This is a genomic window from Caballeronia sp. LZ062, assembly GCF_031450785.1.
Lineage (GTDB): Bacteria > Pseudomonadota > Gammaproteobacteria > Burkholderiales > Burkholderiaceae > Caballeronia.
This window is the reverse complement of the sequence record NZ_JARTWB010000002.1, coordinates 2351199-2367937: the sequence shown is the minus strand read 5'-3', so window position 1 is coordinate 2367937 and position 16739 is coordinate 2351199. Positions and strand designations below refer to the sequence as shown.

The window sequence follows — 16739 nt, the reverse complement described above, 5'->3', positions numbered from 1 at the left end:
ATTTTTTTTTGCGTGTCACTGCGTCGGGCGAGGCTTGCGCGGCGCGCGCTCGAATAGCGGATCGTAGAGCCATCGCGGCAACACATGGAGCAGCATGCCGACGACGCGCATTTGCCACGGAAACGTCGCGTAGCGCACTTTGCGCGCGATGGCGTCGGCGGTTTTCGCGGCAAAGCGGTCCGCATCCATGAGAAAGGGCATGCGATACGGATTGTGCGCGGTCATTTCCGAGCGCACGTAGCCCGGCGCGATGGTCACGACCGCGACGCCCTGCGGCCGCATCTCCACGCGCAGCGCTTCGAGAAACTTCGCCGCTGCCGATTTCGACGCGCTGTACGCGCCCGAGCCCGGCAGCCCGCGCACGCCCGCGACGCTCGCAATGCCGACCAGCGTGCCGCGCCGCGCGGCCGTCATCGACGCGATGAACGGCTCGAACGTCGCGACCATGCCGAAGTAGTTCACCTCCATCACGGCGCGGAACGTATCCAGTTCGCCGTGGCCCGTGAGCGCGCCCTGACTGATGCCCGCGTTGGCGATCACGATGTCGGCCGCGCCGTGCTCCGCGATGAACCGGCGCGCGGCGTCGGCGAGCGCGTCGGGGTCGCGCACATCGGCGGGATAGATGGAAATGAACGCCTCGGGATGGCGTGCGGCGAATGCCGCGAGAGACTCGGCGCGTCGGGCGACGAGGCCGAGCACGGCCCCGCGATTCACGTATTCTTCGGCCAATGCAAGGCCGATTCCACTCGACGCGCCGGTAATGAAGACCTTCAACGGAACTGCGTTCATACCGGCGTCAGGCGATTACATCTTTTTGTCGCGCACTTGCTGGACGAGAAAGTCCATCACTTGTGTCGTGCCCGGCAAGCTGTTGGTCTGCGCGGGGCCGGTCACGTACTTGCCCTGCACGACGACGGTCGGCACGCCTTCGATCTTGTAGTCCTGCAGCAGCTTGGCGTCGCGCTGGACGTCGCTCTGGGTCGAGAACGAGTTGTATGCGTCCATGTACTTCTTCTTGTCGATGCCCTGCGTCGCGAGGAAGTCGGCCTGCGCTTGCGGCGTCAGCAGATAGTTCTTCTTCACGTGGATTTCGTTGAACACGGCGGGCGTGACCTTTTCCGCGACGCCGAGCGCAACGAGCGCGTGGTACATCTTCGAATGCGGGATGAAGTCGTCGCGGAACGCCACGGGCACGCGCTTGAACACGACGTCCGGCCCTTGTTTCTTTTCCCACGCCTCGATATACGGCTCGAATTCGTTGCAGTGCGGGCAGCCGTACCAGAAGAACTCGATGACTTCGACCTTGCCCGCCGGCGCGCCGATGGGCTGCGGCGCCTGCATGACCGTGTAGTCCTTGCCTGCGGCGGGCGCGGCTGTTGCCGTGCCTGCGACGCTGAACGACGCGGCGGCGATGCCGAAGGAAAGGGCGAAGGCGCTAAAGAGTTTTTTCATGATCAAAGTAGTGCGAAGGAGCAACGTGAAGGCTGGCGTGGCGGACGCGCGGCGGCCCTCAAGTGGGACACACGACGCTTAAGCAAGACTTAAGGCGCGCCGCGAGCACGCGGGCGCCGTCCTGCACGCTTTATTGCTTCGAGAAACGAATGACCGCCGTATCGACGCCTGCGTCGGACAGACGCTGCCGCGCCGTATTCATGTCCTCGAACTTGGCGAACGGACCGATACGCACGCGATAGTACGTCACACCGCCCGCGTCGCGCTGCGTCACCTTCGATTCGAACCCTTGGAAGCCCAGACGCGCGCGCTGCTGTTCGGCATCGGCTTGCGTCTTATAGGCGCCCACTTGCAGGAAATAGCCGGTGTTCACGTCGCCGGGTGCGGGCGGCGTGGTCTTGGCGGTGGCGGGCGGCGCGGAACCGTTCTTGGGCGGCGTGGCGGCGGTGGTCGAACTCGTCGAACCGGCCGTGCCAGGCGCGGCTTCAGGCTTTTTCGCGATAGTCGGACTCGCGGTGCGCGGCGCGGACGCCGTGCCGCCGCTCGGCGGAACTTCGACGATTTGCGGTTCGTCCAGCACGCCCGACGATTGCGTCTGATTCGTGCTCTGGCCGGGCGCGGTATTCGGCGGCGTGGGCTGCGCGGCTTGCGGCACGGCTTGCCCCGGCGACTTGCCTTGCAGCGGGCGATTCGGGTCGTACGGCTGCGCGGCGGGCGCGGAAGACGACTCCGCTGGCGGCGCGACCTTCGCGACGAATGGCGTGGGCGCACGCGTGATGTACAGCGCGACGATCACGGCGATCGCGAGTCCGACGATCAGACCGAGCACGATGCCGAGAAAGGTTCCCCCCGTTTGCTTCGACTGCGATTGCTTCGACGTGCGGCTTGGTTTTGCCATCGTATGAATCACCTGCAAAAAGTCTTCGAGTTGGCCGACGATTATAGCCGCCGCGTGATGCAAGCCCGCGCCAGGCTGCCGTCCGCGCACGCCGAAAGGTTCACAAAGTTACAGGCGCGCGCACGACGGAACACACACGACGCAGCGCTTTGTTCACATCTTCTGCGGCGCCGACACACCGATGGTCGCGAGCCCGTTTTCGAGCACTTGACGCGTCGCGGCCAGCAGCGCGATGCGCGCCGTGCGCTCTTTCTCGTCGTCCACCAGCACGCGCTCCGCATTGTAGAACGAGTGAAATTCGCCAGCGAGGTCGCGCAGATAAAACGCGACCGCGTGCGGCGCGAGTTCGTCGGCGGCGTGCGCGAGCATGTCGGGGAACTCGGCGAGCTTGTTGAGCAGCGCCATCGCGCGCGGACTCGACAGCGGTTCGAGATCCGCCTTCGCCGCCAGCGCGAGGTCGCCGCCGTAGCGTTCCTTCCAGTCGTTGAGAATCGTGCAGATGCGCGCGTGAGCGTACTGCACGTAATACACCGGGTTCTCGTCGTTCTGCTTGAGCGCGAGGTCGATATCGAACACGAATTCGGTGTCTGCCTTGCGCGAGATCAGGAAGAAGCGCACGGCGTCGCGGCCGCGGCGGATCATCGCTTCGTCGAGCTGATCGGGCGCGGCTTCGCTGCCCGGCGTCATGCCGCCCGACCACTCGATCAGATCGCGCACCGTCACGTAACTTCCCGCGCGCTTGGAGATTTTCACTTCCTGGCCGTCGCGCATGACCGTGACCATCTTGTGCAGCACGTAGTCGGGATAGCCCTTCGGAATGCCGATGCCGAGCCCTTGCAGCCCGGCTCGCACGCGCGCGATGGTGCCGTGATGGTCCGAGCCCTGCACGTTGATGACCTTGGTGAAGCCGCGCTGCCACTTCGTCACGTGATAGGCGACGTCCGGCACGAAGTACGTGTACGTGCCGTCGGACTTCTTCATCACGCGGTCTTTGTCGTCGCCGTCGTCGGTGGTGCGCAGCCACAGCGCGCCGTCCTGCTCGTAGGTCTTGCCGGCGTCGACCAGCGCCTTCACCGTCTCTTCGACGCGCCCTTCCTTGTACAGCGACGACTCCAGATAGAACTGGTCGAACTTCACGCCGAACGCGGTCAGGTCCATGTCCTGTTCATGCCGCAGATACGCCACCGCGAAATGACGGATGGCTTCGAGGTCGTCGACGTCGCCTTTGCCCTTGACCGGCTCGCCATCCTTGGCCGCCACCGTTGCGCCCGCCATGTAGTCGCGCGCGATGTCGGCGATGTACTCGCCGTTGTACGCGGCCTCCGGCCACTCGGCGTCGCCCGGCTTGAAGCCGCGCGCGCGCGCCTGCGTCGAGATGGCGAGATTGCCGATCTGCACGCCGGCGTCGTTGTAGTAGAACTCGCGATGCACCGCGTAGCCTTGCGTCGCGAGCAGATTCGAAAGCGCGTCGCCGAGCGCGGCTTGCCGGCCGTGGCCGACGTGCAGCGGACCGGTCGGGTTCGCCGACACGAATTCGACCAGCACGCGCTTGCCTGCATCGCGCGCCGAACGGCCGTACGCCGCGCCTTCACCGAGCACCGCCGGGATCACGTCTTGCTTTGCCTTCGCCGCGAGACGCAAGTTGATAAAGCCGGGACCGGCGACTTCCGCGCTCTCGACCAGCCCCTTCGCCGACGGATGACCGAGCACCGCATCGACGATCTGCTGCGCGAGCTGACGCGGGTTCGCGCGCAGCGGCTTGGCGAGCTGCATTGCGACGTTCGACGCCACGTCGCCGTGCGCCGCGACCTTCGGCCGTTCGAGCACGATCGCGGGCGCGACGAAAGCGGCTTCCGTTGCGCCTTGCGTGGCTTGCGCGACCTCTTTGACCGCGTCGGAGAGGAGCGTTTCCAGGGTTTCTTTGTGTGCAGGCAGCATGCTGAATGTGATCCAGTGGAGCGAGTGCGGAGTAATGCGCGACAGGTGCGGGCGACGCGGGCGCCGATTTTGACGTGGCCGATGAGCCGTTTGCCGCGACCCGCCTTAGGCCGGTCATGGCTGAAACCGGGATTTTAGCAGGTGCTAAACTGTCTATTCAGGGTGGTTGTTCTGCAAAGATCGGCTTGTCGGCGCGTCTCGCATTCGCCCCGGCTGTCATCCAACAAAAGGAAAAGGACTCTCCCATGCTGATCACATTCAAGACCATGGCTGCACCGGATGTCATGATGCTCGACAACCTCGCCGAGTATCTGCTTCAGATCATCGGCAAGCAGTTAACCGAACGCGGCGTCATCACGCATGACGAATTGCCGGCCGCCATCGAAAAGCTCGAGGCGGCGGTCGTCAGCGACAAGAAAGAGCGCGCCGAGCACGACGGCCATTTCCACGAAGGCGAAGACGGCCACGATCCGCACGAGATCCCCATTGGGCTCGCGCAACGGGCGTATCCGTTCCTCGACATGCTGCGTCTCGCGCAGAAAGAGAACAAGGACATTCTCTGGGGCGTGTGATTGGGCGTATGAGCACCCCGCGGCTCAAACGAAAAACCCCGCACCGGCGACGATGCGGGGTTGTCTTCCTGCTGGCTCACTCGGGTCGCGCCGCTTACTGCGACTGACCGTTGCCCGGACTCTTCGGCTTCTTCGGCGTCTTCGGCTTCTTCTTGTGTTCGGCCTGCGGCGGCGAGTACGACGATGCCTGCGTGGTGCTGGCCTGCGCGAACGCAGCCGAACTCGACGCTGCGAGCACTGCCGCGGCGATCGCGATGGTTACGGCGGACGTCATCTTCTTCATGCGACTTTCTCCGTGGCTAACGAGTGCGTGGCCGCCGTCATGGCGGCTTATCGCAGCGACAAGTCTACGGAAATAAAAAATTTCGCGCCCATCGCACGGCGCTTTTTTTGCGTATCACATGCAGCGTACGTAGACCGCAACGTGAGCGCTGCGCATTTACCGCAACGGCGCAAGCGCGCGTTCCGCATCCGCCGATGAAATTTCCATGCGTTCAGCGAAACTCTGCACCTGATCGTCGCCGATCTTGCCGACCGAGAAGTACGTGCTTTCCGGATGCGCGAGATAGAACCCCGAGACGCTTGCGGCCGGCGTCATGGCGAGCGATTCGGTGAGGCTCATGCCGATCTCTTCTGCCTGAAGCACCTGAAACATATCGCGCTTGACGAGATGGTCCGGGCACGCCGGATAGCCGGGTGCGGGACGGATGCCGCTGTACTTCTCCGCAATGAGCGCTTCGTTGTCGAGCGTTTCGTTTGCCGCGTAGCCCCACAGTTCGCGGCGCACGCGCGCATGCAGCGCCTCGGCGAAGGCTTCCGCGAAACGGTCGGCGAGCGCCTTCAGCATGATCGCGCTGTAGTCGTCGTGGTCGGCGGCGAATTGCTGCTCTTTCTTGTCGACGCCAAGACCCGCCGTCACGGCGAAGAGACCGATGTAATCGGCCACGCCCGATTCTTTCGGCGCGATGAAGTCGGCCAGCGACCGATTCGGCCTCATGACGCCGTCGACTACCGGCCGCACGCTCTGTTGACGCAGATTGCGCCAGGTCATTGCCACTTTCGAGCGGGACTCGTCCGTATAGATTTCGATGTCGTCGTCATTCACCGTATTTGCGGGCAGCAGCGTGATCACGCCGTTCGCCGTGAGCCAGCGGCCCTGAATGATGCGCGAGAGCATGGACTTGCCGTCCGAGAACACGCGCCGCGCCGATTCGCCGACGATCTCGTCGTTCAGAATGGCCGGGTACGGTCCGGCGAGATCCCATGTCTGGAAGAATGGCGCCCAGTCAATATAGTTCGCCAGTTCCGCGAGGTCGTAGTTCCTGAACACGCGCCGCCCGATAAAGCTCGGCTTTTTGGGCTGGTACGCGCTCCAGTCGATCTTCGTCTTGTTGGCGCGCGCCTCGGCGTAGCTCACCATCGGCTGCGCCTTCTTGTTCGCGTGCTGCGTGCGAATGCGCTCGTAGTCCGTCTTCAGTTCGTCGAGATATTTCGCCGCGCCCTCGTCCGACAAGAGGCTCGACGCCACCGACACCGAGCGCGACGCGTCCGCCACGTACACGACCGGACCATCGTAATTCGGCGCGATCTTCACGGCGGTATGCACGCGCGAAGTGGTGGCGCCGCCGATCAGAAGCGGCGTCTGCTTGCCGCGAAAGTATTCGTCGCGCTGCATTTCGGAGGCGACGTACGCCATTTCTTCGAGACTCGGCGTGATGAGCCCCGACAGACCGATGATATCCGCGCCTTCTTCCTTCGCCTTCTGCAGGATGGTCGCGCACGGCACCATCACGCCCATGTTGACCACTTCGAAGTTGTTGCACTGGAGCACGACCGAGACGATGTTCTTGCCGATGTCGTGCACGTCGCCCTTGACGGTGGCGATGACGATCTTGCCCTTCGAGCGCACGTCCGCGCCGGCATCGGCGAGACGCTTCTTTTCTTCTTCGATGAACGGGATCAGATGCGCGACCGCCTGCTTCATCACGCGCGCCGACTTCACCACTTGCGGCAGGAACATCTTGCCGGCGCCGAAGAGGTCGCCGACGATATTCATGCCGTCCATCAGCGGCCCTTCGATCACATTGATCGGCCGGCCTCCCGCCCGCTCGATCTTCGCGCGCACTTCCTCTGTATCTTCCACGATGAAGGTCGTGATGCCGTGCACGAGCGCATGTGAAAGCCGCGCCTCGACCGGCTGATTGCGCCATTCGAGGTTCTCTTCCTTCTTCGCCGCGCCGGTCTTGAACTTGTCGGCGATTTCAAGCAGACGGTCGGTGGCGTCTTCGCGGCGATTCAGCACGACATCTTCGACGCGCTCGCGCAGTTCGGGGTCGAGATCGGCATAGACGCCGAGCTGCCCCGCATTCACGATGCCCATGTCCATGCCCGCCTGAATCGCGTGGTAGAGGAACACCGTGTGAATGGCTTCGCGCACGGGATCGTTGCCGCGAAACGAGAACGACACGTTGGACACGCCGCCGCTCACCTTCCCGTGCGGCAGATTCTGTTTGATCCAGCGCGTCGCGTTGATGAAATCGACCGCGTAATTGTTGTGCTCTTCGATACCCGTCGCGATGGCGAAGATGTTCGGATCGAAGACGATATCTTCCGGCGCAAAGCCCACTTCGTTCACCAGAATGTCGTACGAACGCTTGCAGATTTGCGTCTTGCGCTCGAACGTGTCGGCCTGACCTTGCTCGTCGAACGCCATGACGACAGCCGCCGCGCCGTAGCGGCGAATCAGCTTCGCGTGGTGACGGAACGCGTCTTCGCCTTCCTTGAGCGAAATCGAATTGACGATCGCCTTGCCCTGCACGCACTTGAGCCCGGCTTCGATTACTTCGAACTTGGACGAGTCGATCATGATCGGCACGCGCGCAATGTCCGGCTCGGACGCGATCAGATTCAGGAAGCGCACCATGGCCGCTTTCGAATCGAGCATGGCTTCGTCCATGTTCACGTCGATGACCTGCGCTCCGTTTTCCACCTGTTGCCGCGCGACGGCCAGCGCTTCGTCGAACTGGCCGTTCAGGATCATGCGCGCGAACGCCTTCGAGCCCGTCACGTTCGTGCGTTCGCCGACGTTAATGAAGAGCGAGCCTTCGGTGACGTTGAACGGCTCGAGGCCGGAAAGACGCATCGTGTGATCGGTCATGGTCGTTCGCTTCTCTTGTGTTTCTCTTGGTCGATTCGGGCAGTGCTTAGGCGGCGTCGCGATATTGCGAGGGGAAGGCGCGCGGTTTCACTTGCGCGAGCGCCTTCGCGATTTCCGCGATGTGCTCGGGCGTCGTCCCGCAGCATCCGCCCGCCAGATTGACGAGGCCCGCTTGCGCAAACTCCTTGAGCAGTCCCGATGTCACGTCGGGCGTTTCGTCGAAGCCCGTGTCGCTCATCGGATTCGGCAAGCCGGCGTTCGGATAGCACGACACATAGGTATCGCAGAGCTTCGCCAGCTCGGCGATATACGGGCGCATGAGCGCCGCGCCGAGTGCGCAGTTCAGCCCGAACGTCAGCGGCTTCGCGTGACGCAGCGAGTTCCAGAACGCCTCGACGGTCTGACCCGACAGAATGCGCCCCGATGCGTCCGTGACCGTGCCGGAGATCATGATCGGCAGGCGTTCGCCCGTGTTTTCGAACAACTCGTCGAGCGCGAAGAGCGCAGCTTTTGCATTGAGCGTGTCGAAAATGGTTTCGACGAGAAAGAGATCGCAGCCCGCATCGAGCAGCGCCTTCGCTTGCTCGTAGTACGCGTCGCGCAATTCGTCGAAGCTCACGTTGCGCGCGCCGGGATCGTTCACGTCCGGCGAGATGCTCGCGGTCTTCGGCGTCGGCCCGATGGCGCCCGCGACGAAGCGCGGCTTGTCCGGCGTCGAGAACGCATCGCAGGCTTCGCGGGCGAGCTTCGCCGACGCGAAGTTCATCTCGGCGGCGAGGTCTTCCATGCCGTAGTCGGCCTGCGCCACGCGCGTGGCGCCGAACGTGTTCGTCTCGATGATGTCCGCGCCGGCCGCGAGGTATTTGTCGTGAATCTCGCGGATGATCTGCGGCTGCGTGATGGAGAGCAACTCGTTGTTGCCCTTGATATCGCGGCCATAGTCCTTGAAGCGATCACCGCGATAAGCGGCTTCGTCCAGCTTGTAACGCTGAATCATGGTGCCCATCGCGCCATCGAGGATCAGGATGCGCTGCTGCAACAGCGCGGGAAGCGCGGCGCCGCGCGTGTATTCTCGCGCGGAGATCGAAAGACTCGGATTGGCGTTCTGGTTCATGACGGACAGGCCCTGCACCGGATAGGAAATAGTCCGTCATTGTAGCCGCAGCGCGGGGCGGTCGCTCCCGGCGCATGGGGCGCGGAGGCGATGCGCCCGCGCAAAAAAAGAACCCCGCCAATGTTCTGGCGGGGTCTTTTCTGGCGTGTCGCTCGTTTGCCGTCTTGCGTGGCTCGCCTCATTCGCCGGTGAGCGTGGCGGCGCGGGCTCGAGACTCCGGGCGCCCGCGCGAAACGTAGCTTTAGTGCAGCACCACGGGCTGGGTCATCAAGATATCGAACTGGCCGAGGAATTCATCGACATCCTCGAGCGATGGCTCTTCTTCGATCAGCTTCTGCACGTGCTCGCGAAACTTCGCGGCAAGTTCACCGTCGATGAAGATCTCCCGTTGCGTGTTCTTGTCGACGATTTCATACCCGCCCGACATCATGGCGAGATGATTGGCCTGAGGCGGAAATTCGACGACGCAATAGTTAGGGCTGTTGTAGATCATTTGCATGGCGACACTCCTTATTCCTGTTGCTCCCGCAACCTGCATCGTAGTTGGAGCGACTGGGTGGGAATTCAAGGGGTGGCCTCGACGTGATGCCGTGTTATCGAGGCTTTTTTCTGTGAAACGTACTCAGGCGGCCCCACGCAAGAACGCATCGAGCAATGCGCAAAAGCGTTGCGACGCCTCGACCGGAGACAGATGTGCCGCATCCAGAAGTTCGAATTGCGCGCCCGGCACCGTGTCGGCGATCACTTTAGATTCAGCATGCGGCGTGCCATTGTCGTGTTCGCCGGCCACCACGAGCGTGCGTTTCCGGATCGACGCCAGTTGGCTCTTCGCGTCGAAACGGCTGAGGGCTTCTGCCGCCATCGCGAAACCTTCCGCAGGCGTGCGCGCAATCGTTTCGCCGATCTGCTCGAGCACTTCGGGATGTGCCTTGCGAAACCCTTCGGTGAACCAGCGTTCCAGCGTCGACTCCAAGATACTCTCCATGCCGTTTTGGCGCACGGAAGCCGCGCGTTGCAAAAACGCCGGACGCGCTTCTTCGCGAATGAACGCGGGTGCGCCCGCGACCGTCAGTGAATCCACTTTGTCCGCATGGTTGATGGCGAACTTCTGCGCGACCATGCCGCCGAGCGACAAGCCGACGATATGCGTTGTCGGCGCGCCGAGCTTGTCTAGCAATTCGGAGAGATCGTCGGCGAGATCGTCCACGCTAAACGCATTGGGCGACACTGCCGAATAGCCGTGACCGCGCATGTCGTAACGCAGCACGGTGAAATCGTCGCGGAAGTAACCGGCCATCTGGTCCCACACGGACAAGTCGCCGCCGAGTTGATGAATGAAGGTCAGCCAGGGACCGCCGCCTTCGTTGTCAAGAACGTATCGGGTTTCGATGCCTTTGATGTTCACCTGCATATCCGCTCCGTGGAGGTCGCTTTGAGATTCCGTGCGTCCCGTGAGGCCGTGGGACGCGCCGCCGCTACGGCCTGACGGAGGCGTCGTCGGCGGCGGGTGCGGTTTCCTCTGACGCATCCGTCGTGCCCGGCGCGTCCGTTCGGGCGGAAGGCGCTTGCAGCTTGCCCGCCCAGAGCATTTCGATCTGCATGCCGGAAGGCTCGGTCTGGAGGATGCGGGCAGGCAGCCAGCCGAGCGCCGGAGCCAGCCAGATGTCGAGCTTGCGGCGGTCGCCTTCGCGGCGCGGCAGGCGCGTGAAGTGCCGCGCGGTGACGAAGCCCTCGCGCGTCTGCACGGTTTCATCGCCGACGGTTTCCATCGGCCAGATTTCGCTGCTGTCGTTATCCGCGACGCTGAACTGACGCGTGACGCCGGGTTTGTAGACGTCGGGCGCGCCGCGCACGAGGCTCGTCAACTGCATGACGACGCTGAAGCGGTCCTGCGCGCCGTCCGCCAGCGGCTGGCTGTTCGGCGTGCGCGTATAGACGATTTGCTTCGTTTCGCGATTGAACACGGCGATGTCGGCGGCGCGGCGGCCGCGTTTCTCCGAGTACTGTTCCGGCGCGATGCCGAAGCCATCGATGTGACCCTTGCTCGAATACACATACGGGCCGACGAACGGCAGCGGAATGGAAACGACCATCTCGTAGTGCTGGCCGTCGTTGGTCCAGTGGATCGTGCCGGTCTGGTTCATCACGCCGTTGACGAGCGTGTCGTAGCGCAGGTCGCCGGTCGGCGGGACGCTGAATTTGTCGCCGGAAGCGGGTCGCGTCGCAGCTGCGGCGGCGGGCGGCGCGGACGCGCTCCCGGAAGCCGCGCCGGAAGCCGCCACGCTTGATGCCGCCACAGGATCGCCCGGCTGCGGCGTGGCCGCGCTCAACACCGGCGCGACCGCGGCCGGAGTCGGCGCTGGCGCGCGGACGGCCTTGGGCGGCGCGGGCCGATCCGCGTGGACAGGCGCGGGCGGTTTGGCAGGCGCAGGCGGCGCGACAGGCTTCGGCGTCAGCAATTCCACTTGCACGGGCGGCTTCTGCTCCGGAACCTGATTCGCGGGCTGCCTCGCGTGTTCGATCCAGCGCATCGCGCCCCAATGCAGACCCGCGACGATCAACGCGGCCGCGACCCAGCGCCCCCATCGGCGAGACGCGTGTGGCGTGGACGCGGCAGCGGGAGACTCGCCCGGCGCAGCAGGCGGACGATGAAACGAAAACAGGGGCATCGAACGAGGAGAAAAAAGTGCGCGACAGCAGAACCGGTTATGACACCCGCGCTCGCAACGATGTTCCGCAAAGACCGGCGATCACCGTTCGCCCGCCTTGTATCCCAGTTCATACGACAGTGCGCGCGCGCATTCCCGAAGCGCCGCATCGATCTCGCCGCCCCAGCGCGTATCGAATGCGCCTTCGTGTCCTAGCGCGATCAGGCCGAGCGCGACTTCACCGGTCGAATCGAAAACGGGCATGCAGAACGCGTGTATCGACGGCAGCAGCATGCCTTCGACGCGCGCCGCGCCGTGTTCGCGCACATCGGCGAAAAGCGGCTCGACGCCGGCAAGCGTCTGCTTGCTCGCAGCGAGTTCGCGTTCGAGCATCGGCTGCGTCTTGCTGCGCGGCAGATACGCGGCGAAGAGCAGTCCCGTGGCCGACGAAAGAAGCGGCATCACGTCGCCCAGCTTCAGCGATGCCTTCGCCGGGTAGCTCGACTCCATCCAGTGCACGACCGTCGGACCCTGATTGCCCCACACCGCGATGCCAACCGTCTGGTCGATCCGGTCACGCAGTTCGGCGAGCGCGATGCGCGCGAGCTTCACGCCATCCACACGTGCGAGCCTCGCGAGGCCCATCTGCAAAGCGAAACCGCCGAGTTCGTAGCGCCCGGAGAGCGGGTCTTGCGACGCCAGCCCGAGCCGCACGAAGCTCACGAGATACCGATGCGCTTTCGCCGGACTCATGCCCGCGCGCTGCGCGAGATCGCGCAGCATCATGGCGCGCGGCTCGTGCGTCAGCACATCGAGCAGACGGAAGCCGACTTCGATCGACTGAATGCCCGAGCGCAGTTTCTCTTCGGATGCGTCGAGGTCGAGTTCGTCGCCGGTGGCGGGCGCGTTGGATGGCATGGAAAGCGGGAAGGCGATGGATTCACCATCGTAAAATACATTTCCCTCAACGTCATCTCAGCCCCGACTCCGCTTTATGAAACTTGCCACGCTGAAGGACGGCACGCGCGACGGCCAGCTCATCGTCGTTTCGCGCGATCTGCGCACGGCGGTCATTCCCGATGGAATCGTCTCGACACTGCAACGCGCGCTCGACGACTGGACGTTCTACGCACCGCAGCTTTTCGACCTCTACGAAGCATTGAATCAGGGCCGCGCGCGCCACACGTTCTCGTTCGATGCGAAGTCGTGCATGGCGCCGTTGCCGCGTGCGTTCCAGTGGGCCGACGGCTCGTCCTACGTGAATCACGTGGAACTCGTGCGCCGCGCGCGCGGTGCGGAGATGCCGCCCGAGTTCTGGACCGATCCGCTCATGTATCAAGGCGGCAGCGATGACTTCCTCGGACCGACCGACGACATCGTGTGTGCGTCGGAATCGTATGGCATCGACTTCGAGGCGGAAGTCGCGGTGATTACGTCCGACGTGCAGATGGCGCCCACGCCCGACGAAGCGTTGAAGAGCGTGCGCTTGCTGATGCTGGTCAATGACGTCTCGCTGCGCAACCTGATTCCCGCCGAACTCGCGAAGGGCTTCGGCTTCTTCCAGAGCAAGCCCGCGACCGCGTTTTCGCCGGTGGCCGTCACGCCGGACGAACTCGGCGACGCGTGGCGCGAAGGCCGCGTGCATCGCCCGATGACCGTGCACTGGAACGGCAAGAAGGTCGGCCAGCCGGACTGCGGCGTGGACATGGTGTTTCACTTCGGCCAGTTGATCGCGCACGCCGCGAAGACGCGCAACTTGCGCGCGGGGTCGATCGTCGGCTCAGGCACGATATCGAACAAGGACACGAAGCGCGGTTACTGCTGTATCGCGGAGAAGCGTTGCCTGGAGACCATCGAGCACGGCGCGCCGCAGACGGAGTTCATGAAGTTCGGCGACAGCGTGAAGATCGAAGTCTTCGACGACGCGGGCAAGTCCATCTTCGGCGCGATCGATCAGGCGGTCGTGCAACTCGAGCACTGACCACGCGCGATGAAACAAACGGCGCAACGGGTTTCGCCCGATGCGTCGAGGGCGCCGGCGACCGTACACTCTCCGGGCGTTGCGGCTCACGCGCCGCACGACGACAAAAATACAAACGGAGACTTCGATGCGCATAAGCAAGTGGGTGGCGGCAGCGGTGACGGCATTTGCCGCGACGACGGCGGCGTTCGCGCAAACGCCGCACGTCAAGATCGGGCTCGTGCTGTCGCTGACGGGGCCGGCTGCGTCGCTCGGCATTCCCGCCCGCGATACCGTCGCGCTTCTGCCGAAGGAAATGGGCGGCGCGAGCGTCGACTACATCGTGCTCGACGACGCCTCCGACACCACGCAAGCCGTGCAGACCACGAAGAAGCTCATCAGCGAGAATCAGGTCGACGCGATTATCGGCTCGTCGATCACGCCGAATTCGCTCGCGATGATCGACGTCGTCGCGCAAGGTCAAACGCCGATGATCTCGCTCGCTTCGTCGGCGAAGATCATCGAGCCTGTCGACGAGAAGCGCCGCTGGGTTTTCAAGACGCCGCAAACGGACGCGATGATGGCCTCCGCGATTGCCGAGCACGCGAGCAATCACGGCGTGAAGACGCTCGCGTACATCGGCCAGGCGGACGCGCTCGGCGAAACCTTCTACGCGGAAGTCGCCAAGTTCGCGCAACTGCACAAGATCACGGTCGTCGCCAACGAGCGGTTCAATCGCACGGACCCGAGCGTGACCGGGCAGATTCTCAAGATTCTCGCGGCCAAGCCGGATGCAGTGGTGGTCGGCGCGGCCGGCACGCCCGCCGCCTTGCCGCCGAAGACGCTCGCGCAGCGTGGCTACAAGGGCAAGGTCTATCACAATCACGGCGTGGGCAACCGCGACTTCCTGCGCGTATGCGGCGCGGATTGCAACGGCACCTTCCTGCCGACGAGCCCCGTGCTCGTCGCCGCCCAGTTGCCGGACGATCATCCGGCCAAGCGCCTCGCGCTCGACTACATCAAACTGTACGAAGCGAAGCAGGGCGCGGGCACGGTCTCAGCATTCGGCTCGTATGCGTGGGACGCGGGGATGTTGCTGCAACGCGCCGTTCCCATTGCGATGAAAGCCGGCGCGCCCGGCACGCCCGCGTTTCGCGGCGCGCTTCGCGATGCGCTCGAAGGCACGAAGAACTTCGCGGACACGAACGGCGTCGTCAACATGACGCCCAACGATCACATCGGTCTCGACCAGCGCGCCCGCGTGATGGTCGAGATCCGCGACGGCAAGTGGGCGTATCAGCCGCGCTAGACCACATGGAACCGACATGAGCGATCTCTCCTTGTATTCGCACTACACGTCGCTGCAGTTGCGCCGTCATGCGCATGGCGTGCTGGAAGTCGTCATGCCGGGCGCGGGCGCGAACAAGAGCGGCCTCTCCACCGCCGACGCCAGCATGCATCGCGAACTCGCGGATATCTGGCGCGATATCGACCGCGATCCGGACACGCGCGTCGCGCTGATTCGCGGCGAAGGCAAGGGCTTTTCGGCGGGCGGCGACCTCGCGCTCGTCGAAGAGATGGCGAACGACTTCGACGTGCGCGCGCGTGTCTGGCGCGAGGCGCGCGATCTCGTGTACAACGTGATCAATTGCAGCAAACCGATCGTCTCCGCCATGCACGGTCCGGCGGTCGGCGCGGGGCTGGTCGCGGGCTTGCTCGCCGATATTTCCATTGCGGCGAAGTCGGCGCGCATCATCGACGGACATACGCGGCTCGGCGTCGCGGCGGGCGATCATGCGGCGATCGTCTGGCCGCTGCTGTGCGGGATGGCGAAGGCCAAGTACTATCTGCTCCTATGCGAGCCTGTGAGCGGCGAAGAGGCGGAGCGCATCGGGCTGGTATCGCTCGCGGTGGAAGAAAGCGAACTCATGCCGAAGGCGATCGAGGTCGCGAACCGCCTCGCGGCCGGATCGCAGACGGCCATCCGCTGGACGAAGTACGCGCTGAACAACTGGCTGCGCATGGCGGGGCCGACTTTCGACACATCGCTCGCGCTGGAATTCATGGGCTTTGCCGGCCCCGACGTGCACGAAGGCATGCGTTCGCTGCGCGAGCGCCGCGCGCCGGATTTCCCCGGCGGCGCGCCGTTCTGACGAACGCGGCGCTTGCAGCCAAGCGCGATCAACCAATCAAGAGGAGCGACGAATGACGGACACCTCAGGCGGCAACTCGCCGTTTTCCATTCCCGGTTTCCCCGGTTTCTCCGGCTTGGGCCAGGCCGACATGATGGGCAAGATGTGGGAAATGATGCGCTTGAATCCGTTCGCGGCCGCGATGTCGGGCGGCGCGCAGGGCGCGAATCCGTCGCTTTCGATGATGTCGGACATGCTCGCGCCGCTCACGAACATCGAGGAACTGGACAAGCGCGTGACCGACATGCGCGCCGTCGAGCAGTGGCTGAAGCTCAATCTGAACATGCTGCAATCCGCGATTCAGGCGCTCGAAGTGCAGCGCGCCACGCTCGCCACGCTGCGCGCGTTCGGCGCGTTCGCGCAGACGTCGGTGGAGAGCGCGCAGAATGCGGCGGCGGAAACGTCGAAGGCGGCGGGCCGCTGGCCGATGGGCGGCGCCGCGCAGAACGACGCGCCGCATGCCGCGCCGGGCGAACGCGCCTCGCCCACGGAAAGCGACAACCCGGAACCGGGCGCGCAGCCGGATGCGCCGCTGCCGCCGGGCTTCGATCCGGGCGGTTGGTGGAACGCGCTGCAATCGCAGTTCAATCAGCTCGCCCAACTGGCGATGATTCAGCCCGGCATGGCGGGCGCGCCCGCCGGGCAAGCGACATCGCCCGCCAGTGAGGGCCCGCCTGCACCCGCGCCCGCGCCGGCCACCGGCAGGAACGCCGGCGACGATACGTCCGCCGCCGCAGCAGCAGCGAAGAAGGCTGCGGCGCGCAAAGCGCCGGCGCGCAAGAAACCCGAGTGAGCATCGCGGCCGGTG

The 16739-nt window shown here is 64.2% G+C and carries 16 protein-coding genes; 5 read left to right on the top strand and 11 right to left on the bottom strand.

From position 1 onward, the window contains the following. Window positions 1-15 precede the first annotated feature (15 nt). The 4 genes from P9239_RS17105 to argS all read right to left on the bottom strand — a co-directional run bounded on the left by P9239_RS17105 (window position 16) and on the right by argS (window position 4288). Window positions 16-789, bottom strand: coding sequence for an SDR family oxidoreductase (locus tag P9239_RS17105; RefSeq protein WP_309752957.1), 774 nt, complete (start codon window positions 787-789; stop codon window positions 16-18). Window positions 790-804: 15 nt separating this feature from the next. After that, complete coding sequence (locus P9239_RS17100) at window positions 805-1452, bottom strand: thiol:disulfide interchange protein DsbA/DsbL (RefSeq protein WP_309752955.1); 648 nt, start codon at window positions 1450-1452, stop codon at window positions 805-807. 130 nt (window positions 1453-1582) lie between these two features. Continuing rightward, window positions 1583-2350, bottom strand: a complete 768-nt coding sequence (locus tag P9239_RS17095; RefSeq protein ID WP_309752952.1) for an SPOR domain-containing protein — start codon at window positions 2348-2350, stop codon at window positions 1583-1585. Between the two features lie 153 nt (window positions 2351-2503). After that, on the bottom strand, window positions 2504-4288 hold the full coding sequence (gene argS, locus P9239_RS17090) for an arginine--tRNA ligase (protein ID WP_309752950.1): 1785 nt from the start codon (window positions 4286-4288) through the stop codon (window positions 2504-2506). Between the two features lie 245 nt (window positions 4289-4533). Between argS and P9239_RS17085 the strand changes: the two genes are divergently transcribed. Beyond that, entirely contained in the window at window positions 4534-4860 is a 327-nt protein-coding gene (locus tag P9239_RS17085) for a DUF1840 domain-containing protein (RefSeq protein ID WP_309752948.1), read from the top strand. 94 nt (window positions 4861-4954) lie between these two features. On the opposite strand, the gene P9239_RS17080 is transcribed toward P9239_RS17085, so the two are convergent. The 7 genes from P9239_RS17080 to P9239_RS17050 all read right to left on the bottom strand — a co-directional run bounded on the left by P9239_RS17080 (window position 4955) and on the right by P9239_RS17050 (window position 12697). Next, on the bottom strand, window positions 4955-5143 hold the full coding sequence (locus P9239_RS17080; RefSeq protein WP_309752946.1) for a hypothetical protein: 189 nt from the start codon (window positions 5141-5143) through the stop codon (window positions 4955-4957). Between the two features lie 156 nt (window positions 5144-5299). Continuing rightward, window positions 5300-8080: a methionine synthase gene (gene metH, locus P9239_RS17075; RefSeq protein ID WP_309754115.1), complete on the bottom strand. Its 2781-nt coding sequence runs from the start codon at window positions 8078-8080 to the stop codon at window positions 5300-5302. Beyond that, window positions 8064-9131 (bottom strand): homocysteine S-methyltransferase family protein, encoded by a 1068-nt coding sequence (locus P9239_RS17070; protein WP_309752944.1) that lies wholly within the window; start codon window positions 9129-9131, stop codon window positions 8064-8066. The genes metH and P9239_RS17070 overlap by 17 nt, the downstream gene beginning before the upstream one ends. Before the next feature lie 241 nt (window positions 9132-9372). Next, the gene (locus P9239_RS17065) at window positions 9373-9630 is read right to left on the bottom strand and encodes a DUF3567 domain-containing protein (RefSeq protein WP_159837774.1); all 258 of its coding nucleotides are present in this window, start codon (window positions 9628-9630) and stop codon (window positions 9373-9375) included. Between the two features lie 123 nt (window positions 9631-9753). Further along, window positions 9754-10542, bottom strand: coding sequence for an alpha/beta fold hydrolase (locus tag P9239_RS17060; RefSeq protein ID WP_309752943.1), 789 nt, complete (start codon window positions 10540-10542; stop codon window positions 9754-9756). Between the two features lie 64 nt (window positions 10543-10606). Continuing rightward, window positions 10607-11800, bottom strand: a complete 1194-nt coding sequence (locus P9239_RS17055) for a DUF3108 domain-containing protein (protein WP_309752941.1) — start codon at window positions 11798-11800, stop codon at window positions 10607-10609. Between the two features lie 81 nt (window positions 11801-11881). Further along, a complete protein-coding gene (locus tag P9239_RS17050; protein ID WP_309752939.1) occupies window positions 11882-12697 on the bottom strand; it encodes an IclR family transcriptional regulator in 816 nt (271 codons plus the stop codon). 76 nt (window positions 12698-12773) lie between these two features. Between P9239_RS17050 and P9239_RS17045 the strand changes: the two genes are divergently transcribed. The 4 genes from P9239_RS17045 to P9239_RS17030 all read left to right on the top strand — a co-directional run bounded on the left by P9239_RS17045 (window position 12774) and on the right by P9239_RS17030 (window position 16724). Continuing rightward, a complete protein-coding gene (locus P9239_RS17045) occupies window positions 12774-13760 on the top strand; it encodes a fumarylacetoacetate hydrolase family protein (RefSeq protein WP_309752937.1) in 987 nt (328 codons plus the stop codon). Window positions 13761-13887: 127 nt separating this feature from the next. After that, complete coding sequence (locus P9239_RS17040) at window positions 13888-15048, top strand: ABC transporter substrate-binding protein (RefSeq protein WP_309752936.1); 1161 nt, start codon at window positions 13888-13890, stop codon at window positions 15046-15048. Window positions 15049-15064: 16 nt separating this feature from the next. Next, a complete protein-coding gene (locus tag P9239_RS17035) occupies window positions 15065-15892 on the top strand; it encodes an enoyl-CoA hydratase/isomerase family protein (RefSeq protein WP_309752935.1) in 828 nt (275 codons plus the stop codon). A gap of 52 nt (window positions 15893-15944) precedes the next feature. Then, a complete protein-coding gene (locus P9239_RS17030) occupies window positions 15945-16724 on the top strand; it encodes a PhaM family polyhydroxyalkanoate granule multifunctional regulatory protein (protein ID WP_309752934.1) in 780 nt (259 codons plus the stop codon). The last annotated feature ends 15 nt before the right edge of the window (window positions 16725-16739 follow it).